Origin of the sequence: Providencia sp. PROV209, from assembly GCF_028479485.1 — a bacterium.
Lineage (GTDB): Bacteria > Pseudomonadota > Gammaproteobacteria > Enterobacterales > Enterobacteriaceae > Providencia > Providencia alcalifaciens.
Genome location: NZ_JAMPNR010000015.1, coordinates 49,417 through 72,511, shown reverse-complemented (window position 1 = coordinate 72,511; position 23,095 = coordinate 49,417). Strand labels below are relative to the sequence as shown.

General features: G+C 38.5%; 22 protein-coding genes. 7 read left to right on the top strand and 15 right to left on the bottom strand.

Annotated elements, in window-relative coordinates; translation table 11 throughout:
* Positions 1–126: 126 nt before the first annotated feature.
* Complete coding sequence (locus PR795_RS11430) at positions 127–726, top strand: FMN-dependent NADH-azoreductase (RefSeq protein WP_272516843.1); 600 nt, start codon at positions 127–129, stop codon at positions 724–726.
* A 63-nt stretch (positions 727–789) separates the two neighbouring features.
* Here the strand turns inward: PR795_RS11430 and PR795_RS11425 are convergent, their stop codons facing one another.
* The 4 genes from PR795_RS11425 to PR795_RS11410 form a co-directional block, all read right to left on the bottom strand.
* Positions 790–1,119: a YdbL family protein gene (locus tag PR795_RS11425; RefSeq protein WP_006659890.1), complete on the bottom strand. Its 330-nt coding sequence runs from the start codon at positions 1,117–1,119 to the stop codon at positions 790–792.
* Positions 1,116–1,301, bottom strand: coding sequence for a YnbE family lipoprotein (locus tag PR795_RS11420; protein ID WP_036963819.1), 186 nt, complete (start codon positions 1,299–1,301; stop codon positions 1,116–1,118). Before PR795_RS11420 ends, PR795_RS11425 begins: the two co-directional genes overlap by 4 nt.
* A 38-nt stretch (positions 1,302–1,339) precedes the next feature.
* Positions 1,340–3,982, bottom strand: a complete 2,643-nt coding sequence (locus PR795_RS11415) for a YdbH family protein (RefSeq protein ID WP_179896344.1) — start codon at positions 3,980–3,982, stop codon at positions 1,340–1,342.
* A gap of 238 nt (positions 3,983–4,220) precedes the next feature.
* Positions 4,221–4,553 (bottom strand): EutP/PduV family microcompartment system protein, encoded by a 333-nt coding sequence (locus PR795_RS11410; RefSeq protein ID WP_179896346.1) that lies wholly within the window; start codon positions 4,551–4,553, stop codon positions 4,221–4,223.
* Between the two features lie 275 nt (positions 4,554–4,828).
* Here PR795_RS11410 and PR795_RS11405 point away from each other — a divergent pair, with 275 nt between their 5' ends.
* Both PR795_RS11405 and PR795_RS11400 read left to right on the top strand, forming a co-directional pair.
* A complete protein-coding gene (locus PR795_RS11405) occupies positions 4,829–5,827 on the top strand; it encodes a 2-hydroxyacid dehydrogenase (RefSeq protein ID WP_006659894.1) in 999 nt (332 codons plus the stop codon).
* A 14-nt stretch (positions 5,828–5,841) separates the two neighbouring features.
* The gene (locus PR795_RS11400) at positions 5,842–6,279 is read left to right on the top strand and encodes an META domain-containing protein (protein WP_006661809.1); all 438 of its coding nucleotides are present in this window, start codon (positions 5,842–5,844) and stop codon (positions 6,277–6,279) included.
* Between the two features lie 81 nt (positions 6,280–6,360).
* Here the strand turns inward: PR795_RS11400 and grxB are convergent, their stop codons facing one another.
* On the bottom strand, positions 6,361–7,005 hold the full coding sequence (grxB, locus tag PR795_RS11395; protein WP_036979364.1) for a glutaredoxin 2: 645 nt from the start codon (positions 7,003–7,005) through the stop codon (positions 6,361–6,363).
* A gap of 591 nt (positions 7,006–7,596) precedes the next feature.
* Here grxB and PR795_RS11390 point away from each other — a divergent pair.
* On the top strand, positions 7,597–7,908 hold the full coding sequence (locus tag PR795_RS11390; protein ID WP_006659897.1) for a helix-turn-helix domain-containing protein: 312 nt from the start codon (positions 7,597–7,599) through the stop codon (positions 7,906–7,908).
* A gap of 250 nt (positions 7,909–8,158) precedes the next feature.
* Here PR795_RS11390 and PR795_RS11385 read toward each other — a convergent pair whose 3' ends face one another.
* From PR795_RS11385 to PR795_RS11350, 8 genes are all read right to left on the bottom strand, one after another.
* Entirely contained in the window at positions 8,159–9,172 is a 1,014-nt protein-coding gene (locus PR795_RS11385; RefSeq protein WP_006659898.1) for a fimbrial protein, read from the bottom strand.
* Positions 9,163–11,637: a fimbria/pilus outer membrane usher protein gene (locus PR795_RS11380; RefSeq protein ID WP_036975792.1), complete on the bottom strand. Its 2,475-nt coding sequence runs from the start codon at positions 11,635–11,637 to the stop codon at positions 9,163–9,165. The genes PR795_RS11385 and PR795_RS11380 overlap by 10 nt, the downstream gene beginning before the upstream one ends.
* Before the next feature lie 8 nt (positions 11,638–11,645).
* Positions 11,646–12,347 (bottom strand): fimbrial biogenesis chaperone, encoded by a 702-nt coding sequence (locus PR795_RS11375; RefSeq protein ID WP_006661814.1) that lies wholly within the window; start codon positions 12,345–12,347, stop codon positions 11,646–11,648.
* Between the two features lie 88 nt (positions 12,348–12,435).
* On the bottom strand, positions 12,436–13,011 hold the full coding sequence (locus PR795_RS11370; protein ID WP_006659902.1) for a fimbrial protein: 576 nt from the start codon (positions 13,009–13,011) through the stop codon (positions 12,436–12,438).
* Positions 13,012–14,616: 1,605 nt separating this feature from the next.
* Entirely contained in the window at positions 14,617–15,057 is a 441-nt protein-coding gene (locus PR795_RS11365; protein ID WP_006661815.1) for a YcgN family cysteine cluster protein, read from the bottom strand.
* A 20-nt stretch (positions 15,058–15,077) separates the two neighbouring features.
* Positions 15,078–15,734 carry a fumarylacetoacetate hydrolase family protein gene (locus PR795_RS11360; RefSeq protein ID WP_006659905.1) on the bottom strand — a complete coding sequence of 219 codons (657 nt, stop codon included), beginning with the start codon at positions 15,732–15,734 and terminating at the stop codon, positions 15,078–15,080.
* Positions 15,735–15,754: 20 nt separating this feature from the next.
* Positions 15,755–16,858: a lytic murein transglycosylase gene (locus tag PR795_RS11355; RefSeq protein ID WP_036975794.1), complete on the bottom strand. Its 1,104-nt coding sequence runs from the start codon at positions 16,856–16,858 to the stop codon at positions 15,755–15,757.
* 49 nt (positions 16,859–16,907) lie between these two features.
* The gene (locus PR795_RS11350) at positions 16,908–17,177 is read right to left on the bottom strand and encodes a YcgL domain-containing protein (protein WP_006661816.1); all 270 of its coding nucleotides are present in this window, start codon (positions 17,175–17,177) and stop codon (positions 16,908–16,910) included.
* A 129-nt stretch (positions 17,178–17,306) separates the two neighbouring features.
* Here PR795_RS11350 and minC point away from each other — a divergent pair, with 129 nt between their 5' ends.
* From minC to minE, 3 genes are read left to right on the top strand one after another with little or no spacing between them, the layout of a single operon-like run.
* Positions 17,307–18,032 (top strand): septum site-determining protein MinC, encoded by a 726-nt coding sequence (minC, locus tag PR795_RS11345; protein ID WP_006659908.1) that lies wholly within the window; start codon positions 17,307–17,309, stop codon positions 18,030–18,032.
* A 23-nt stretch (positions 18,033–18,055) separates the two neighbouring features.
* Positions 18,056–18,871, top strand: coding sequence for a septum site-determining protein MinD (gene minD / locus PR795_RS11340; protein WP_006659909.1), 816 nt, complete (start codon positions 18,056–18,058; stop codon positions 18,869–18,871).
* A 3-nt stretch (positions 18,872–18,874) separates the two neighbouring features.
* Positions 18,875–19,171, top strand: a complete 297-nt coding sequence (minE, locus tag PR795_RS11335) for a cell division topological specificity factor MinE (RefSeq protein WP_006659910.1) — start codon at positions 18,875–18,877, stop codon at positions 19,169–19,171.
* Between the two features lie 53 nt (positions 19,172–19,224).
* On the opposite strand, the gene PR795_RS11330 is transcribed toward minE, so the two are convergent.
* Positions 19,225–20,004, bottom strand: coding sequence for an energy transducer TonB (locus tag PR795_RS11330; RefSeq protein WP_232373808.1), 780 nt, complete (start codon positions 20,002–20,004; stop codon positions 19,225–19,227).
* A gap of 50 nt (positions 20,005–20,054) precedes the next feature.
* Positions 20,055–23,087 carry a TonB-dependent receptor domain-containing protein gene (locus PR795_RS11325; protein ID WP_272516842.1) on the bottom strand — a complete coding sequence of 1,011 codons (3,033 nt, stop codon included), beginning with the start codon at positions 23,085–23,087 and terminating at the stop codon, positions 20,055–20,057.
* Between the last annotated feature and the right edge of the window lie 8 nt (positions 23,088–23,095).

The window sequence follows — 23,095 nt, the reverse complement described above, 5'->3', positions numbered from 1 at the left end:
TTAGTTATCTCATACAAATACCATCAGTTTTTTCGAACTAATCCTTCTAAATTTCTTCTTATTAATGCGTCACATACGGAGTATCATCATTATTCAATGAGCGACATATGAGTTTTGAGGAAAATAATGAGTAAAGTATTACTATTGAAATCCAGCATTCTGGCGGATTACTCACACAGCAACAAAATGGCCGATTATTTTGTACAACAGTGGAAAGAAAAAAATCCTACTGATGAATTTCTCGTTAGAGATTTAGTTAAGCAGCCTATCCCTGCCATTGATGGCGAAATTTTAGCAGCTTTTGCGCCAACTGACACTAAAACAGCACAGCAACAAGCACTTTTAGACCTATCAAATCAACTGATTGATGAGATTAAGCAAAGTGATGTTTTAGTGATCACGGCACCTATGTACAATTTTTCAGTGCCTTCTCAACTGAAGCACTATTTTGATTTTATCGCGCGCTCAGGGCATACCTTTAAATATACCGAGCAAGGTTCTGCCGGTTTATTAAATAATAAACGTGCATATGTACTAACAAGTCGTGGCGGAATTTATAAAGATACACCAACGGATATTATGGTGCCTTATATCACGTTATTCTTGAATTTTATTGGCATTACAGATATTGAATTTATTTTTGCAGAAGGTACTGCACTCGGTGCTGAATCAGTTGAGAATGCTCATTCTCAGGCCAGAGATCATATGAATACATTGATTGCCTAATAAAAGCCTCGTTAAACTAGGCATTCTTATTTGTCACTATATGCGCACAACCTAGTGCGCATTTTATTTTTTCTGTACCCATTGCCCATTAATACCGCGTACATATTCTCCTGTAGGCGCCCGGTCTACCAGCTTTTGCCCTGCGATTCTTGCGACATCATTGGTTTTAAGCCCGTTTTTATCCGCAATTTCCGCGTATCTATTTTTCCTTTCAGCGTTAATACGCTCAACTAATTGCTTTGCATTATCACTATTTTGGTCAATCACTGCCAAATACCCTGACAATGTTTCACCAACAAGCCCATGAGATTTCCCTTCTTCAACCGTCAGAGCAAATGCAGAGAATACGCTTAGCGTCGAACATAAAGCGATTGCCTTAAACCAATTCATCATTTCGCTTTCACCTCACCAAATAAATCACTATTTTCTTTTAGTAACTCTTCGACTTGCCTATCAGCTTTGATTTGAATTTCATGTTCAATTTTGACATTCATATTGATATTAATCGGCTTATCAGGTGTAGCGACTTCAACACGTAAACACGCTGTTAATAACGAAGCCATTGTCATCATCATGATCAGTTTTAATGTTTTCACAGTATTCCTTTTATCTCTTATAGATTTTTTTCGAGCCATTCTTCTAAGCCACTACCAAAACGCAGACTGCGCCACAACTGAAAAATATTTTCTTCATGCTGATAATTTAAATGTACTTCACGCTTTTTCGCTTCTTTGGTGTTATACCCTTCAAGAATAGTCGACATAGTGAGTAATCCCAAATTCGTGACATTGACATCGGTGCGACTACGTTGAATTTCAAGATATTGCAGCCAACCAATTGCAGAGCCTGCTGAAATATTATCAGCCGCGATAGATTCCACAAAATTGGTATCCAAGCGCAATGTAAGTGGTCCGCTATTTTCCATCCATCCCGCTTTAATTATCCATTCCGGATTATCCAAATAAAACGGTAATTCCCCGTTTACTCGCCCAGAAACGGCAAATTGGGAAACTTTTAGTTTTGTAAATAGTTCACTGAGTTCCACTTCGTGAACGCTAATTGTCGCTGGTTTATTTTGTGGCCAACGCAATATATCGAGGCTAATTTCACCGCCTAGCATGTTAAATCCAACATTGCTTAATTGAATTGGATTCGTCTCAGTCGGGGGATACGTACCTGACAAATCAGCTTTAACATTGGTAAATTCAAATAAATTCGAGATGTGTTTAATACGCAATTCAACCGGTGATTTCTCACCTAACGTCCAAGTGCTATTGTGTAATTTCCACGGTAGGACAAAGTCCAATCCATTTAGCTCGCCATCTTTCATCCATAAGCTGGTATTTTGAACTCGCCAATGTCCACCAGCAATAAACCCATTTTCTGGTGTCATGGAAAAAGCAGCCTGAGAAAAAAGTTTACCTTCGCGCAATTCAATTCCAAGGTCTTTCGGAATTAATGTCTGAAATGCTTTTACCGACTGTTCAGGCCAACGCGCTTCACCACGTAAACGCTCTCCATCCCAACGCCCAAAAATGACAATAGGTCCAACTTGGCGGGTACTTAAGTCCCCTTTTAGCTGAAAACTTGCCGGTGATGTGCCTTTGAGCTCGGCATTAGCTGTGATTTTAGGCAAATAACTCTCAGAACCAAATAACATACGATTACTGGTTAGCTGTAATCCGCCGTAAAAATTCGCTTTTGCCGGATCCCGTTGCCAAACTAATGGTGATGTGAGCTTAAGTCTAGGTGCAGACATCGAAAGTAGACCATATTTAATCTGGTCGAAACCTGTATTTAAACTATTGAGTGTCAATTGCGTATCTTGCCAACTACCATTACCCTTAACATCCCAGTGTGCAGATAATGCAGGTAATTGAGCATTTCCCCAATAATTCCAAAACCATTTGCCTTGATCGATATTAAATTTATTCGCGCTACCATCAAGATGAATATCAAAATCACCCCAATATTGCTCTTTCACTTTTAAAATAGCCTGTAAACGACCGGTGATCCCATCTGCATTTAAACGCGTTCCAGCGAGAGGGAATCGTATTTCACGTAACAAAATCGTGGGGGAAAGTCGTCCATAGGCTCTCATTAAGGAGCCTGGCATAAATGCCACTGTAGGGGAAACCAATTGACCTGCAATTTTTGCGGGTAAATTGATATCTAACACCATGTCATCATACTTAACTTGACCATTCAGCCTAAAATTAATGTCGCCATCGAGAAGGTTAATTCGGCTTGGTTCAACAGTAAGAACTAAATTTGCTTTACCTTTTTTCGCATCAGTTAGCATATTTAACCGCCCTGAAACGACAAATTCACTCCAAGTTTGATTCCAGTTATCAATCTGAAATGCAATCCCACCATGTAATGGAATGTCAGCATCATTCCAGCGCCACTGCCCATCAGTCACAATGACTTGGGACGATGATACGTGCCAAGGAAGGTGAAATAATTCTTGTTGCTGTTCGACATCCATCACAGTGAGTAAACCTTGGTCTTGCTGCCAGTGCAGTTTAGTCTGCAAAAGTTTATTTAATTCAAGAAGCTTAAACTGAGCATCAATATCTCCCGTCTCGGGAAGTTGATCGCTAGTGAGCGGTAACGTTAACTGAGCCGTTAATTCAATATGCTGTGGTTCCTCTTTCTGCTTAAGCACATCTGGTGCTTGTAACTGTTCCAGCATTAATGGACTTTGGGGTAAGGTTGCAGAAAATTGATTGATAATTAACTGGTTTTGTTGATTGACTAGAGAAGATACGCGTAAATTTTCACTTTGATAATCAAGCATAAGTGGAAAATCAGGCGTGCTTCTCAACCACAAACTACCTTGATACTGTTCCCAAGAACGTAAATTAATTTTATCAATAACCAGTGAAAATTGAGGGATGGCATCCAATATATCAGTCATATTCACCGGTGGGCTGGGCGGCTCTTCGCTCGTTTTAACCTGATTCAAACACTCGGCATTGATATCAAGCCCATCAGCCTTGATTCTGATAGGGAAAATAGAAATATAGATATTGGTTAATGTCACGAGCGAACAATCCGTTGCCGTTAACTCCGCATGAGAAAATCGAATTTGCCGGTCAACAATATGCGGTGCGGAAAGTGACAACGTCACGGGGCTGGGTAAAAAGTGATTGGCTACAACAGGCGCCCAACGTGTTAACGTTGACCACAAAATCATCAGAAGCACTACCATAGCGCCTAAGAATAAAAGCAGTATTTTTATCGCTCGTTTCATGAATATTCTCTAAACATAGCTATATTCATAAAGCGGCAATGAAGATCATTGAAGAAATGGATGAAAACAAAGCGAAAGGATGCATTGGAACTAGCAGCTCAACAACTTGCATAGCGATATAGGTCATTTCCATAATAATCTTCTCTATTTAGATAAATATATTCTAATCTTTTAAAACAGAAATGAACAACTTAACCCTATCCGTTCATTCTGTTACTACATTATTTTCAGTCAGTTATTAGTGATTATGCGATGTGGCATGGTTGGTAATTTCACGAAAATATGATTGTGTATCATGCACAATCTTCACTTTTTCGGCAAATATAGGATTAGCTGCGAAAAATGGCACTAAACACTTGTCATAAGACCCTTCCATTATCCTGCTATCTTTACATTTGATCTCCGAAATTAGTGACTTCATAATTCCCAGAGTCTTTTTAACGTACTCAGTTTGGGTTTTATCCCAATAAATTTCATCATAACCATATGCAGGGAGACTAAATTCTTCCGATAACTTTTGAGCGAGCGTTGTTTTCCCTGCCCCGGATATGCCAATAATGCAAATTTTCACGTAACTCCTTAACTTTATCTATTCTTTAAAATCTATCTAGTCCTTAAAAGGAAAAAATAAAACTTAACAATTGCAGCATTTTAACACTAAAAAGACCTTTATTTGTTAAACAGGATATGTAAACGAAAATCAAACGTAAACAGAGAGATATTTTATTAATTTAAAGGTGATTTACATCACTATTTGTCTTATTCTGGACGCATATTTTTGTGGGTTTGTTTATTTTACCTACAGTGTCTCATTTATTGGTTCCTATACATTATGGAGTTCCTCTGATGAAAATTGTTTCCTATAGCACCAAACAGTATGATCGAAAACATATGGAACAGGTCAACCAACAGTCAGAGTTTAATTTTAATATTGAATACTTTGATTTCCCATTAACAGTCCAAACCGCCAAAAATGCCGTAGGCGCTGATGCTGTTTGTATTTTCGTCAATGATGAAGCAAACCGTGCCGTGTTAGAAGAGCTTGCTGCTCTTGATATCCATATTCTTGCTTTACGCTGTGCAGGTTTTAACAATGTAGATTTGGATGCCGCCAATGAATTAGGTATTCAAGTTGTACGAGTTCCCGCTTATTCTCCTGAGGCCGTCGCCGAACATGCTGTTGGTATGATGTTGTGCCTGAATCGTCGCATTCATCGTGCTTATCAACGCACGCGCGATGCTAACTTTTCGCTGGAAGGCTTAACTGGCTTTAATATGCACAACCGCACTGCGGGCATTATTGGTACAGGTAAAATTGGTCAAGCTACCTTGCGTATTTTGAAGGGGTTTGGAATGCGTTTGCTGGCTCACGACCCTTACCCAAACCAAGTCGCTCTCGATATTGGTGCAGAATATGTCGATTTAGATACCCTCTATAGAGAATCTGACATTATTTCTCTACACTGCCCGTTGACCCCAGAAAACCACCATTTACTCGATGAAAATGCCTTTAATCGCATGAAACCTGGCGTCATGATTATCAATACCAGTCGTGGTGCTTTAGTTGACTCCGCGGCTGCTATTAATGCACTAAAATCCCAAAAAATTGGTGCATTAGGCATGGATGTATATGAAAATGAAAGAGATTTGTTCTTTGAGGATAAATCCAATGATGTCATTCAAGATGATATCTTCCGCCGACTGTCCTCTTGCCACAACGTATTATTTACTGGGCACCAAGCATTTTTGACGGAAGAAGCGTTAACCAGTATCAGCTTAACAACGTTGAGCAATATTCAACAAGTCAGCCGTGGCGAAAACTGCCCGAATGTTGTTAAGCCCTAGCGGGATCACGCATCATGAAAAGACTGATCCCACTAACCCTCTTTGGATTGTTGCTCGCAGCTTGCCAAACTCATCAAGTCAAGGCAGGTAGTAGCCAACAATCTCTTGAGCAACAATTGATGCATCATAACTTTGTCTTAACTGAAGTAGATGGACGCCTGGTTCCCAAAAAGCAAACAACCCCATCAATTTCTTTTGGTGAAAAAATGTTTGTTTCTGCCTCAATGTGTAATGATTTTAACGGAATGGGTGTAATCAATAATGCAACATTGAAAGTTAAAACATTAAGTAAAACAGAATTAGAGTGCGTAGATGAAGATCTTTCACGATGGGATGCATTAATTAATCGTATGCTGACCAATGGCGCAACAGTAACATTATCCAAAAATCATTTAATGTTAACGCAAGGGCACTATAAACTTGTTTATACTTTGAGTGATTATATGCAGTAATTTTGCCTTTATTGCAAAATAAAAAACCGCCATTTTAAATCTGGCGGTTTTTTTATCTTATTCTTTCAAAAACCTTATAGACTACTTAGCTTGATTAAATAGTAAATTAATTCCTGTCGCTTTTGATGTTCGGTCCATATAATCATGAATTGTTGTGCTGAACCCTATTTCCTTCACAATACTCAAACTACGCAACACAGGGAAAATAATGAAGTCATTAATATCAACAAGCGCTTTGTTACGTTTTTCCAACCATACATCTAAGAGATCCAGATACGGTTCTAACTCAATTAATAACGTATGAGTTTCTTTACGCAACACGGATAGATCATCACCATGGAACTTGCTAACACGCTGAATATACGTGGCTTTAGCTTCCGCGGTGGCTATTTCTGGAAACTCAGATTCAGTAAAACGTGGCGTCACTAATTTGGATACCGTCGAAGAAACTGCTTTATACCAATTATCAATCTCGGGATTAATATTCCCTATCGCTAAGCGAGGTTCACTTAATTGATCAATATAGCGCACAATATCTAAACTCTCGGGTAAATAGCTACCATCATCTTTTTGTAGAATAGGTACCATTTTACGCCCTATCATACGTGTTGGGGTTTCAATATCGTTATCCAGCAAAATAACCTCTTCTACTGCAACTTTTTTTAAACCAAAAATCATTCTTGCACGAACACAAAATGGACAATGATCATAGATATACAGTTTCATGTTACCCTCACACACTCAGTGATAAAACGAATAAACTTCATTTAAGTATACTTTATATTTATACTTAGTATAGTGTTGCGCATTTTATTTTTAATCTAAAATATCTTCCCACAACGCTTTAAAGTACAACTTTATTTTCTTTGATTAAGCTAGATTTCATATTTAAATTTTATTTTGAAATTAATTTAATATATTTAAACTTAATAAAAAAAACAAAATTAATAGTTCCAATAAAAATATCAAATAAAAATTAGGAATATAAGTAATGTTTCGAAATGGAACATTTTAACCAAATGAATCAATAATTTAAACAATTTAACTACAAAATTCATGTTACTTGCTTTACTGAATAAACAGGTTTAGCCGTATTGTTTTAGCGGTATATTCTTATTGTTATTTTTATTATAAATATTCAAAATAACTTAAAGCCAATTATTGAATGCATTGTTAAATTTGAGCATCATTAAATGAAAAATGATGATTGAAATTAACATTAATTCTAATTATTAGCTTTTAAAGTAGTATGTATTTTAATATAATATCTAGCGTAAACGACTAATAATATCCTTAATAATAAGTTGAGTATGTCATATGGACATTCATAGTGTCATTGGGCTTAGAATAAAAAATCGGAGAAAAGAACTGGGTTTGTCAGGCGCAAACCTAGCCGATAGGTTGCATTTAAGTCAGCAGCAAATATCGCGTTATGAAAATGGGGTAAACAAGATTCCAATTGACCATCTACTTGATATTTCTGAAATTTTAATGTGTCCTATAGAATGGTTTTTTAATGGTTATAAAAGTGAAATAAAAAATAACGATGGTTTAGCATTTGATATTCCAAATAAAGAATTACAATACGCAGCAGAAAGTGTAATTGTTCCATCTAAACATCATCTTTAATAATCATTTTTTGATTATCTAAAAATACCCAGTTTAAGTTAATGAAATTATTGAGCTTCATTGGTCAAGATTAACTTTCTGGGTATTTGCCTTATTAGCCATCTATAAAATAGTATGTCATCCCTATATTAAAAATAAGATCAGACCTCATACCACTCTTAATAATTAATATTATTTAGAAACAAAAAATGCCTATCTATGATTTCATAAAATAGGCGTTTTTTAAGATGAACTTAATTCATAATTGTTGTTAATCGTAAGTCACATTAAATACCATATGCGACCTTACTTCACCGGAAGAGATAGAATCGGCAAATTGAAAGTAACGGGCAATCAACTCGATTGTAAATATTTTTTCTTGGGAGTTTGCCAGCTTACCAACATAAAAAGGTTTGCCAAAATTGATGGGTGCATAACTTTTTCTTTCTATTACCTGAATACCAACACCTTGTGCGGCGCTGGATCCTGTTGCATCATTCTTTAACACGCCTTCAACAGCACTAACTGATCTATTCGCACTGAAATCCATCTTAATATCAGCCTGCCCCGATACCGTTGTTCCACCGCTACATCTTAAGACAATATCAAAATCTTTCGCACCTGTAGTGTGATCTCTTGCAGTTAAATCAGAACGTTTAATCGTATTGAGATACACATTCTGTTGTTTTCCACTTTCAATAATGCATGAAGGTGAAACAATGGTGATCGCATTCGCATTTAACGATGTCGTCAAAATAGGGTCCGAGCGTCCTTGATAACCATATTCCGTATATTCGCCTCTTGCAATCGTACCTGAACCAGTAACTTCCGCTGTTTTAATTAACTTCAACGTGAATGTTGAACCCGCTAAATAGTAATTTGTTCCACTCCAACCACCGTTAACCACATATTGGCTAGGGTAAACCATACTCACTTGACCCGTTCTTTCAAATTTCATACCGATCCCCGGTATGCTAGATTGGTATACCTTATCACCTATATCTCGTAAGCCAGGCATAACGATTTCTGCGTCAATCACGTTACGCCCATAACAGGTTAGATAAGTACGGTTTGTTGTATCCAGTGGCCATGTTTTACTGGCGATAACACCACCTACAGGCAAAGTGGCATCAACCACCACTCTCCCCATATCCATATTTAGTCGGTAGGTGGGCTGCCTACTTCTGTCGCAATGATCCCAGCCTGTAATATGTGCAGCCGCATACTGTGTAGTAAGAAGTACACTTGCGCCAATTAGCCAGCGCCATTTTTTGATTATTGACATAGACTTTCCTGACTATTTTCAGCCGTTAATGGGAATGAACATTCACCGCCTTCCCATTTTACTGTCGCGATTTTTGATTCATTATTGCTGATAAATACGGTACCACCTTGCCCTACAATACCAATGTAATCACCTTTTGAATCAACTACATTGGCTCCAAATGGTAGCGTTTTATTACCTGCTCGAATCACGTTGTACACTTCATTTTTTTCAATTTTGGTATCAAAAACGACTTTAACAACACTGCCTTCATACGGTACAACTTGTGCCGTAGTACTGCTGAATACGATATCTTCAGGGCTACCTTTCGGGTCAAGATCGATATTATTAATACGGTATGGTCGAACATATGGCGCCACCGCATAGCCACGACTATCAATCTTGGTATTGTGCGATCCCACCACTGATGCACCTTCCGCACCTTTTGCTTCAATTAGTGCGATGGTTGATGAGGTATTTGGTGATAAAGTCACTCCGCCAGAATGCACTATCATGGATCCATTCGCGGATGCGCCATATTGACGATAGCCTTGACCTTGGCTGTAGTTAGCATTGGTCGTCACTACTGGCGTTTGGTAGCCCGTATTCAATGCAAAATTGCTGCTTCCACCATTTTCTACAGAAGTGTTTAAACCGTAAGTCCAGTTATTGTCCGCATCAAATGAGCCGTTAGCACCCACTTGAGAAGATCCAAATTTATCATTATTAAACGTGGTGTTGGACGTAATTGTCGTATAGTGGTTATCCCCAAAATAGAGTGGGAAGTTTACGTTTAAACTTACACGGTCATCTTGGCTTCTTTGTGTGTTATCGGAATAGACTCTCATAAACGAAACACCGTATGAGACGCGGTCATATTGATTGGTGTAATTTAGTTGATACTGTTTTTCAATACCTGAGCGGTTCCAATAACTTGAAATACGTCCTGTAAAATAGAAACTTCCTAACTCGTAAGGCAAGTTTTGGTTAATCGTGTAGCTAAAACCATTCTTTTCACGACCCAATGAGCTATTCATACCTTTTTTATCTGAGTCAATGGCATACAGTGCATTGGATAGGCTAAAGTAATCTTCAGTTGAATAACGATAAGCCGCTAAGACTAGGTTGGTATCTGTTTCAGAAAATAGTTTATTAAATGTAAAACGGTAGCTTTGCCCCATATCGGTCTTTTGGTTAAACACCGTTCTTGACTGTGTCACATCCACAGCAACGGCACCAATAACCGTATTCACACCTGCACCGAGCAAATAAGCCTGATAATCATCAAATGCGGTCAAACCGCCATACAGCGTAAAGGTATTATTTAAGCCGTGTTGCAGAGTACCTTGCATAATAAACGGTCGATTACTAATGCCTTCAGCATCAGATTTACCACCAGAGAGCTGATAGCGGGTATAGCCAGGGCGTAATAATTGAGCCAAAGAGGTGTAAGGTACGCTAAATGAAGATTCGCTACCATCAGCTTCTTTTACTGTCACCACAAGGTCATTTCCGTAACCTGAGGGATAAACATCCGTCAGGTTAAAGGGTCCAGGTGAAACTGATGCTTGATAAATGACCACATCATTTTGTCTAACGGTCACTAATGCGTTACTCTGTGCCACTCCACGAATTTCAGGTACAAAAGAACTCATGCTATCGGGATACATACTGTCATCGGTGGCAATTCTAGCCCCTAGCAGACTAATGCTATCAAACATGTCACCGTCGGTATAAAACTGACCCGCAGTTGCTTTTGCTTTGAGCGAGGCAACAGGACGTTGTAAATACGTTTGGTTACTATGCCAACTCGCTCCCTCTTTACGCTGCCAGCTTAAATTCCCAATATGCTTTAACATCCAGCCGTCATAGCTTAGTCCAGCATTTAATCCAAGATAAGCACTCGCACTATTATTATCGTTAGAATGGCTATCATAATAGTTCCCCATATAACCTAGGTTTAATGCGGGGATCCCTGTTTCCCAGAATTGTTCTGAAACATAGCCTCGAGAGGATTTTTGCTCATATATTTGCGGTACAGATATATCCACACGTAGCGTAGAGGTGTGAAATATATCGCTCACATCAGCCTCACTGTTCCATTGATTCAAAACGAGACATTCTTTGCTATCAAGGGATGCAGCTGGTGCAAATTTTTCAACATTAATTCCAAGGTCAGATAATAGTGCAGGCGTATAACAGGTGCCGAGTTGACCATTTTCTTTTGCTACAAAATCAAGGTCGTAGCGCCCTTTCCAACTACCGTTGGTATACACGTCAACAGAATACTTTCCTGGACTAATCCCTGTGGTGTTAAATCGGTCAAAATCAACATTCTCTTGGCTACCGATAATAAAACCACTGTTAAATTCATACGTGGTTTCTTCTTCACTCCAAGCATAAAAAGACGGCAAAGCACAGACTGTGACTAAACCCGTCACGGAGAGTATGTTGGAATATTTATATTTTAACTCTCTCTGCTTCATTCCAAATCCTATTTAACGGTAGTTTTTACCGCTACATCTGAGCCGTAATCATTGATATTGTTAATAATAATTTTTGTTCCTGACGTCAGCGCTTTTTTAAGCTCTACTGTCGACTGGCTTTTCGGATCTAAAAAAATCGTCTTATCATTCAATGCACTAGAGCCATCAACAGAAATTTTTGTAATAGTAATAAAGTATGGCGTCGGATTGTCGATATTAAGTCTGCTACCAGCGGCTTTTACCACTAATTGTTCAGGAGCAAGTTCACGGCTACCTAAACCTGATGGGCGATAGAAAAATTTAAAACGAGAACGAATCGCTAGTTGCAGCACATTTTGATTTTCTGCTGCTTTATTTTTGACCATAGGTGGAATATCTAAAAGGTTAAGCCACCAGAGTGATTCTCGGTCTTGTGGAATGGCGGATTTATCCATCAATTTGATGCGGATAGTTTGTCCACCTTTAGCTTCAATTCGGGAAATCGGGGGTGTGAGTTGAAAAGGCGTTTTAATGGTGTCGGGTGTTTCAGATGCATCACCATTATCAAGCCATGCTTGAGCCATAGCAGGACGATCAGCCGTATTATTTAATTGAATTGTAATTTCTTTTTCATCGCTAGGATAAATAAAGCGTGTACCGTTAACGATAATATTATTTGCAAATGCCGTCATGCTAGACAGTAAGCAAAGACTAAATAGAATGGCTTTCATGTGGGCCTCAAAGCAAAAAGCGGCAGTTTACCCACCGCTTACTAACTCATGCTTTTATCGAAAATGCCGATAAAAACTGACTGAAAAATTAGTTATAAGTAATTTCGTAGGTCGCGTAGCTTTGAATTTCACCCGCGCTTACTGCATCTGGAGTACTTGTGGTGTAACCAACATAGTAAGTGAAACGTGTATTTTTGCCGTTTAACTCACCTGTGGCTTTTGGTTGGCTAGTTTGACCTGGGAAAATTTTAGTTGCAGCTTTACCATCAGTAGATAGCGCTAACTGAATGTTTTTAGCACCATTAACTACAGTGTTAGCTAAGCTACCTTTTGTGTTAGCGGCTAAGTTACCACCAGTCCAGCGTACGCCTAAACCGGAAACATCAGAAACAGCTTTACCACTTTGTGCACAATCACTGATTTCGATAGCAAATGTTTTTGGTTTTAAAATTGTATCGGAGCCACCATCTTTAACTTCTTTTAAAGAAACCGGCGCTAAATACACAGTAGCATCGCTACCTTGACCATCAACGGAAACGTTACAAGAAACATCCATAACTTTACCGTTGAAGTTAACTTGACCACCACCAACTGGTGTTGCTGCGTTTGCTGTTGTTAAGCCAAGAACTGTTGCTGCGATAGCAGTCAGTAAAACTTTTTTCATTTTCAATTCCTAAGATGAGTTTTTATTTATTACTTATAAAAATTATTAAGTGGTCTTTATTTAGTTGTTGGTAACAGCAAAAACGGAACCCAGCTGCATTAAAATACAGCGAGAAGTCAGTATGTTTTTATTTTCAGCGAATTGCTGTAACGCATACACAGGGAATGACTTAATACATTCTATTTTTGAACCGACAAGCTATTTGACCCTCTAATTCGCCGCAAAGCATACATAAAAACTTAAGTATCCTTAAATCGTTTTTACCTTAGCTTATTAATATTTTGATAGATAAAATCTATTGTAATTGATCTATTAATTGATGATTCCAATATATTAATTACGCGCAATAAGTCATATTTAGAGTTATAATTAGTAATTTGTTAGATTTAGCCTAATTTAATTAGAGTTATATTTTGGTTTTTTATAAATTAAGAGATTTATGTGAAAATTTTAAATTTGAGATGTAAGTTAAATTTTATGACTTCATTTACATTTAGACACTTTTTCTAGTAGTTTCGTAACAAAATAATATCCCTGTATACGTGTTAAAAAGCCATAAAACATAAATATTTCTTATTGATCATACCGTTGTTCATATTGGAACATCGAATAATAAATAAAATTAAATATCGAATTATTATTCCAAGACTCAATTCACTCTCTATTGGTGTAAATGAATTATCTATAACTTTATTGCGCTATAAGTAAGGATAAAAATTCGTGAAATCGAAAGTTATTAGGTTGTAATTTCGCTATAGTGACAATTAGGAAAACACGTTAATGAATAGGACAAGAGATTTGTGATAAAAAATCATAAAAACCGCAAGATAATGCTTACATTATATAATTAGGCTTTAATGATTTAGTCTATTTAAGAGTATCGGGACGTGAATCTATGTTAGAGGAAATTATCATTTCTGATCTGACAATACTAAATAAGTAGTATTTTCTTGCCAAAAACTTGATCTGCCTCAAAATTTGGAAAATATCTATAATTTATTGATATATAAAGAAATTCTATAAGGCAATCAATTCGACCAAATTTATAAAAATTGCCTGAAAAATACATATTAGGAATATTCCTAAAAACACATATTTTGTGTTTATGATTTACCTTATGTATCGATTTTGGGCAAAAAAGCATTTAAAGCTAAGTGCTATTCTATTTTAAGACTAACTATTTTACTCCGTATATTCATGAACAATCGTGACAATAACGCTAATAATAGTGCTATTTAAATCACATCAACTCATTAAATTGATAACAAAAATGCAAGATGATATTTGAAAGAAATGGCTTAAAAAATATTTTATTTCAACAAGATATGAAATATGGTTTAAATAATTCAGGTGTATGCATTAGATGAGTTGAATATTAGAACATTTGATATTAATAAATATTTAACATTTTTAAAACCATTAATGAACAAAATCCATTTCATGCATATCTTATTAATTCTGATTGATATAGCAAAGACGTTATTTTCTGATTAAGTCGATTAATTGGCTGGTAAATATAATATTTGTCGTATTTTCTATCCCCTATTCATTTAGTTAATAAAAAACCCGCACTAAGCGGGCTTTTTGAGGGGGCACAATAAAATGCTATCTAGCATTAGGATGATTCATAATATGATCTTCCCATTCCACCACATCAATTTCTCGTACAGCAATGTGGCGAACAGAAATACCTTCATTATGCATTGCAGCTTTTGAACCTGTTTTCAATGGATGCCATGCAGGAAGTGATTTTCCTTCCATAAGCAAACGATAGGCACAGGTGCTCGGTAACCAAGCAAATGTTTCTAAATTGTCCCGTGTCAGTTTGATGCAATCTGCTTCATATTTGAAACGATCTGCATAATGCTTGCACTGACAGGTTTTAATATTTAATTGGTTACAAGCCACATTAGTGAAATAGATCTCATCGGTATCTTCATCTATCAGTTTGTGTAAACAACATTGCCCACATCCATCACAGAGCGATTCCCACTCTTCATCGGTCATTTCATCTAAGGTTTTAACCTGCCAGAAAAACTGAGACATAATACTGCAAAATCCTATACTTAAATGACTCTAGTGGTCAGTGAATTATCATTAATCGTTAGCGTTAACATATCCCCAGAAACCAGCGGACCAACACCGTCTGGTGTTCCTGTTAAAATAACGTCGCCAGGACGGAGGGTAAAGAAGCGGGACATATAGCTAATCAGCGGTAAAACTGGCGTGATCATATCACGAGTCGATCCAGACTGACGAACTTCGCCGTTGATCTCTAAACTCAATGACATATTTTGTAAGTCACTTGTACCACTAACAGGAATAAAACCAGAAATCGGGCAAGAACCATCAAAGGCTTTGCTTTTCTCCCAAGGTTGCCCTGCTTTCTTAAATTTCGCTTGTAAATCTCTCAGCGTTAGATCAAGCGCAACGGCATAACCGGCTATTGCACGGGCAACTCGGTCTTCATCCGCATTTTTTAGCGGCATACCAATTAAAATAGCCATCTCTACTTCATGATGGACAGAACCTAAATCTTTAGGGATTACAATCGGTTGGTTTACATCACACAGTGCTGTTTCAGGTTTAATAAATAAAACGGGCTCTTCCGGTAATGCTGACCCCATTTCTTTAATATGTTTTGCATAGTTACTACCCACACAAACTACTTTATTGGCAGGGAAATCTAATAAAGCACCTTGCCAGTCGCGATGTTGATACATATCGGTAACTCCTATTATCGTTATTGTATTTTTGTAGCGATACCATCCGCCATCATACAAACACTTAATGCGAAATAATATGAACGATTCCAATGCATAATCGTGCGGAAGTTTTGGGTGACTAAGAAAGTTCGACCTTCTGGATCATCGGGAATGACCACCCAAGTTTTTATCTCTGGTGATAACCGGGAAAATGCAGGTAGTTTAACGCCTAACTGTTCCCATTCCTGAACTGTTTTACCTTGTTCCGTTTTAACGCCTTCTAAACGACGGTTAAAATCAGCGGGCAAAGAGACTTGGTAGCCCCATGGTAATGCAGATTGCCATCCTTCCGTTGATAAATAATTAGCAATAGAAGCAAAAACATCCGCTTTATTATTCCAGATATCCATTTTGCCATCACCATCACCATCCGCTGCATAAGATAGATAAGATGTTGGCATAAATTGGCTTTGACCCATTGCACCCGCCCATGAGCCTTTCAGCTGTTGATCTTCAGGAATATAACCTTTATCCATGATTTCCAATGCAGCCAATAATTGCTTACTAAATAGAGCTTCGCGGCGACCTTCGAAAGAGAGTGTTGCGAGAGCAGAAATGACATCTTCTTTACCCTGTGAACGACCAAAACCACTTTCAAGTCCCCATAAAGAAACAATATATTGAGGTGGTACACCATATTTCTGGCTAACGGCATTCAGAACAGCTTGGTTTTCATAATATTTTTCCACACCCATATTAATGCGAGATTGTGGCAAAACATTTTTTAGATAACTTGCTAATGTCACTGTAGCACGCTTTTCAGGCTGCCCTTTATCCGCTTTTACAACACGTTCTAGGAAGTAAATATTAGCGAAACCACGATCAATCGTAGATTGTTTAATACCTTGAGCAATCGCATGTTGTTTCAACAACTCCACATACGCTGGAAACTGGGAAGGTTCTCGTTGTTCAATCGGAAATGCTTTATCCAATGCGATAATTTCTTTTTCAATCGCAGCCTCTTGTGCCGTTGTCAGAGTTCGCGTTTCATTCGCATGGGTTGCAGTAGTTTGAGTATGTGGCGCACTGCAACTTGCTAAAAGTAGACCAGCGACTAATGTATATAATAACGTTGGCTTCATTTTTATCCTCCTGACGATAATGGCTTTTTAAGGATCTTCCTAAATTGTCTTAGTCGTTTAGTTCACGGTATTCAGAAAGTAAATCTTCGACCGGAGGTGGGAATTGCAAGTAATAACCAACGTCTTGGAGATCAGCGCGAACTCGCTCAATATCAGCATTAGCCAGCTTTTCACGTTTATCTAACGAAATTAACATTGAGAACTGAGGTTTGCCAAACTGTTTAAGGAGTTCTTCAGGAACGCGTGAAAAATCATCTTTTTTTTCGATATATAAATAAGTTTGATCACGGTTCGGGCTTCTATAAATTGCACAAATCATTATATTTAACTCTTTTTCTTGGTTCGTAAGCTTGCTTGAAGTATGCAGTAACTATAACATGCTATTGTTTTACTGAGTATCTTCACCCGAGGATTGTTTCGGAAATTTTAATTTGCTGAGTCTAGATAGATGCCACAATCGCCAATAGAACTTAAAGGCAGCAGTTTTACTCTTTCAGTCATTCACTTACACAGTGAAGAGCCTAAACTCATCAAAAAAGCGCTGCAAGACAAAGTAAGTCAGGCTCCTGATTTTCTTAAAAATGCCCCAGTTGTTATTAATGTTGCAGAATTAACGCATCACGCGGATATGTACAGTATTCACAAGGCGATAGTTTCTGCTGGTCTTCGAATTGTTGGCGTTAGCGGTTGCACTGACCCACTATTAAGACAAAAAATCAATGAAGCGGGACTGCCCGTACTCAATGAAGGTAAAAGCAAAAAAACGCCAGAACCATCAACGGATGACGTCACTTTTGCAAAATCTGATATTGCACCTCAGTCTGCCCCTATCGAATCTGCTTATCGCAAAACTCGCATTATCAATACTCCAGTACGTTCAGGTCAGCGCATTTATGCGCCAAATAGTGATCTCATCGTCACAAGTAATGTTAGTGCAGGTGCAGAATTATTAGCAGATGGTAATATTCATATCTATGGTGTTATGAGAGGTCGAGCCCTTGCTGGTGCCTCTGGAGATATGGAAAGCCAGATTTATTGTACTCATTTGCAAGCAGAGCTAGTGTCGATTGCAGGCGAGTATTGGTTGAGCGATCAAATACCTACTGAATTTCTCACCAAAGCAGCTAAACTTTGTTTAGTTGATAACAAACTTAATATTGAATACTTAAATTAGACCTTATTTACAAGGAATTATTCATGGCACGCATAATTGTTGTTACTTCTGGTAAAGGTGGCGTTGGTAAAACCACTTCAAGCGCGGCCATAGCTACCGGCCTAGCTCAAAAAGGGAACAAAACTGTAGTTATCGATTTCGATATCGGTCTACGTAACCTTGACCTAATCATGGGGTGTGAACGTCGCGTAGTATATGACTTCGTCAACGTTATCCAAGGTGATGCAACTCTAAATCAGGCGTTAATTAAAGATAAACGTACTGAAAACCTCTATATTCTGCCTGCATCACAAACTCGTGATAAAGACGCCCTGACTCGTGAAGGTGTTGAAAAAGTTCTTGATGAACTTAGCAACGAAATGGCGTTTGATTTTATTATTTGTGATTCTCCCGCGGGCATTGAAAGCGGTGCATTAATGGCGCTTTATTTCGCTGATGAAGCCATCATCACAACCAACCCAGAAGTCTCTTCTGTTCGCGACTCAGACCGTATTTTAGGGATCTTATCGTCTAAGTCTCGTCGTGCAGAAAAAGGTCAAGACCCAATTAAGGAACACTTATTACTGACTCGCTACAACCCAGGTCGCGTAACCCGTGGTGACATGCTCAGTATGGAAGACGTTCTAGAAATTCTGTGCATTCCATTAATTGGTGTGATCCCAGAAGATCAATCTGTTCTACGTTCTTCTAACCAAGGTGAACCGGTTATTCTGGACTCTGACTCTGACGCAGGACAAGCATATAGCGACTGTGTAGAACGTATTTTAGGTGAAGATCGCCCTATGCGTTTCATTGAAGAAGAGAAAAAAGGCTTCTTAAAGCGTCTATTTGGGGGATAAATAATGGCTTTATTGGATTTCTTTCTGTCGAGAAAAAAGACGACAGCAAATATCGCAAAAGAGCGACTGCAAATCATCGTTGCTGAACGTCGCCGCGGTGATAGTGAGCCAGCTTATCTTGCTGATATGAAGCGAGATATTTTGCAAGTTATTTGCAAGTATGTTCAAGTTGACCCAGAAATGTTATCCGTACAATTTGAACAAAAAGATGATGATATTTCTGTTCTCGAATTAAACGTCACTCTTCCTGAAGCAGAGGAAGGTAAAGATGTTAAAGAGACAAAACCAGCAGAACAGTAATATTGTACAATGCCGCTATACCACTATAGCGGCTTGATTTTTACCCCATTTTTCTAATCTAATTTAAAATTAATCTCTAATTTCAACTGCCTGTTCATATCCTCTGGTGGTTTACCCAAAGGTTTGCAACGCTTAATTGCATCTAATATCGATTGTTCAAAAAATGAGCTCATTTCTGAATCCAGCACTTTCGTATTGACCAATTCACCTTTCTCTGTGACATCAAACTGAACTTGAATATCCCCTTGCATACGCATTTTGCGTGCTCGTCGCGGGTACTGTTTGTGGCTATCAATTTCCCGTTTGATCTGGTCTAAATAGCGCTGTTTGGCATTGATGTTATTTTCGCCATCAGAAAAATGAGCGAGGTCACCTTGCTGCCCTGCAGCTAAAGAATTTGCTTTGCTTTCTCCTTCTTTTGCTCTTTGGGTTTGCAAATCATCCCGAGAACTGTCTTTCTTGGCTTTTTCTTCTGGTTTAGCTTTATTTTTTACAGGATTACGCTTTTTAGATTTCACTTCATTGGGTGTTTTATCAGCGACGGTATTTGAGGCATTATCTTGATGGTTACGCTGCTTACTGACCTTGATATTCGCGTACTCAAACTCCTCGATGGCATTGAGTTCATCTCCAGTTACCGATTGGCTTTCTTGGGGGACACTCACTTGCTGCTCAACTAAAAACTGAGTTAACGCGACGGTCACCACTGGAGAAATTAACGGTGCTGTCATTTTGAATGACAATGAATTGACTGTAAAAAAACAGAAATAAATAATGGTGCCGTGTAATAAGCCAGAAAGCGGTAATCCATAATAAATTCGAAAATAATTCATGGCGATATTCCTAATCAGCCCCAGCAAATATACTTTGCTGGGGCTGAGCCTTAGAAGTGACTAGTCACACTTAAACGAAGAGATCTTCCCGGCGCAGGCATCATGCTACGCGTCAATGGGTCAATGTAATATTCGTTTAATACGTTAGAAGCTAATAACTCCACTAACAGGTTTTTATTCACTTGGTAGGTAACATAAGCATCCGTGACAAATACCGCATTCCAACTCATCGGGTTATTGTTTAACGGTGAATAAGAAGGACCAAACTTGCTCGCTATCTGTGCTTCATCTTTATTTTCTGTTTTGGCGTGATAGCGTATACGTCCGCCAACTTCCAAACTTTCATTAAAGAAACGCATACCGAGGTTAGTATGGATACTGTATTTAGGTTGTAACTGGGTTCGGAGATAGCCGTGCGGAAAGCCGCCTTCAGTACAGATTGACCCTTTGTACTTATTCAGCGGGTCTAAACGAGCCATCGATGCATCATCACAAACTTCATTTTTCAGCCGGAAATCAATTCCTAAATCCCCAAAGAAACGTCCATTATCATAACGGGCTAGCACTTCCAATCCAGCGGTTCGGTGCTGATCCATTTGTGCAAAAACCAAATTACCATCACGATCAAAGGCGTTTTCAATCATATTATGGTAATAGTTGATTCTAAAATCGGCGGCATTTTCTGACTTCAACCAGCTTTGTAAATTACGCACATACCCAATTTCAAAAGTATGGCTGCGTTCTGGCTTAAAGGGGCGATGCCCTATAGTGACTTTACCGCCGCCAGAAAAACCGATGGTATCTTCAAAAATACTGGGCATTCTGACGGTTTCGGCGTAACGCGCAAACACTCGGTCATTATCGGAGAGGTAGACAGATCCCCCTATTGATGGACTCCACGCGGAATTAATACGTTTACCTGGGTTTTTATACTTTTGGTTCTCGTCGACTGAAATATAATCCCATTCTTTATTTGGAGCACGATAAGCAATAATTGCTTTGACTTTTTTCTGGCTAATCGGGTCAATCACCTCTTCTGAGAGGTCAATTTCGCCGTTATAGAATGGGTTATTCTCCGCAGTGAGCTTGCCATCTTCATCCACTCGCCATTTGATATAGTCGAATCCGGAAATACGAAACCCCTCATACTCTTCATGAATTGTAGAATAGTGCTCGGCTTTTTTTAGGGAATGCTTAGGGAGTGATAACGCTTCTGCGACAAACCATTCAATTCTAGAAACGCCAATAGTACTGTCCGGCCAATTACCCACGTTATCGTAACCATCAAAAGTACGCCCTTTACTATCCACATAGCCCTTAACCTTACTGGCTTCCTCTTCAGTAAAGGGTCGAGTATATTCAAAATTCATGGCTTTCTCAATTTGATGCGCCGCAAATCGGGAGTCTTTTGCTTTTAATCGACGTTCCCTTAATAAATCTCGCGACCAATAATTTTGATACTGAATACCTGCATTGACATGTAGCCAATTCGTGGGGCGCCAATCCAATCTAATTGCTCCACTGTATTCTTGGCGTTTGCCTTCGCGCGGAATCGCTCGAAATACGTGATATTTAGGTACTTCAGCATTAGGATCATAAATATCATCATGACTATGAATTTTCTCATTCATAAAATTACCAATGAGAGTCACATCAAAGCTAGGCATTAATTGGGTCTTATTAGACAAGGAAATACCTTGCCTGTCATTGAGCTGACTCAGTTTTATACCATCCACTAGTTTTCCATTTACAAAGGGATTTCTATAAGTCATATCAGTAGACCAGTCATACTCCATCGCTTGTCTAGGTAAAGCACCCGCAGTGTTTGAATTTAAATCCATTTTTGTTAGCCAATAACTTAACTGAAAATCAAAAAACGGCTGGTCGCTGGGTTTAAATCCATAGTTAACAGAAAAAGAGCCTAAACTAAGATTTGCCAACGGCCATTGCGGAATTTCTCCCGCTAAATCATGAAAACGAATTTGTGAGGGCATTATTTCCCCATAATGACTTTTAGTATGTACATACCCAAGGGAGACACTCTGTGATTCAGAAAGTTGTAAATTCATTTTTTGCAGAAAAGTCTCGATATTGCTGGAGGTATTACCCACTTCTTTGGTGGGCAAATAGACATTTGCCACAAAGGGAATGTTAGGATCTAGCGTCTTTTCTGAATACTGATTATCTCGAGTAATAATAGGTTCTCGGAAATAATGTGCGCCATGACGACCTGAAAAATAGTTTCCTTGGTTTCGGTGGCTATAAGCAAATAGCAGATTAAATTTTTCTTGCCGTAACCCAAGTGCCACTCGCATCGCGCTGTCTTTTAAATTAAAAAAATTCGAACTTCCTGGTTGATCTGGCTCTACAGATGTCTCAGGATCACGGAACATCACTAACGATAGACTGTCATTATAATGATTAACTAAACTATCCATCAGTTCTGGGTCATCGCGGTAATCGCTTCCAAGATGCAACTGGTTAATTCGAGGCTTTGTCGAATTAGTTCGCGTTTCCAATTTAAGATCGACAGCAAAATGTTCATCTGATGGGACGATATCATCAATACTGAGGGTTTTAACCGCAACGCCACCACCAATAGAAGTACGAATATCACGATCTAACATCGGGCTTTTTATCACTGTGATGCTACTGATCATATTAGGGTCAACATAATTACGATTATTCGCACCGTTGTAACCACGCCATACCGTTATAGCTTGTTCCGTACCGTCGACAGTAACGGGTACGCGCCCTTGCCCTTGAATGCCGCGAACATTTGGGTCTAATGCCCCGCTATTACGCGCATCTCCGCTATAAACCCCAACGCCATGATTTAAAATATCGGCAGGGTTAGTACCTTTATAACGTTCGGCTGCTTCTTTACTGATATAAATATTGGATTCATCTCTATCATATTGGTCATCCGCACCTTTTTGGTCACGTTGCTTAATCGTGTCGATTTGGTCTTTTACCTGAATATTGCCCACTTGTTCCCTTGAGCTGGCATAAGACGAAAGTGAAATGCCCCCCATAGCTAACCCTGTGGCAATTTTCATTGCCACCACTGTTGTTACTTTCATATTAAATC